The organism is Bartonella sp. AP36NXGY, assembly GCF_042195865.1.
GTDB lineage: Bacteria > Pseudomonadota > Alphaproteobacteria > Rhizobiales > Rhizobiaceae > Bartonella.
Genome location: NZ_JBHIPD010000146.1, coordinates 350 through 620, shown reverse-complemented (window position 1 = coordinate 620; position 271 = coordinate 350). Strand labels below are relative to the sequence as shown.

The window sequence follows — 271 nt, the reverse complement described above, 5'->3', positions numbered from 1 at the left end:
CTCTGTAAAACTTTGCAATGCTGTCGCCAAGGAACCTTTCGTACCACTTATTTCTCCTGAAGCTCTATCAAATCCTGCCTTGGCTTCTTCTGCTACTCGCTTGGCATCATCCGCTGTCGTCTTCGCTTCATGCGCACGCGTCTCTGCTCTGGACGCTGTCGTCAATGCTTGTGCTACCGTGACTGCCGCTCCATCAGCTAATTCTTTCGCATCATCTGCCAACCGTTTCGCTGCATCCGCTGTTTGCTTCGCTGCCGTCGATAATCCTAGC

The 271-nt window shown here is 52.0% G+C and carries 1 pseudogene; it reads right to left on the bottom strand.

Annotated features, from left to right (window positions below):
- Positions 1–271: pseudogene (locus ACFINX_RS10365) on the bottom strand (hypothetical protein); the annotation flags it as partial.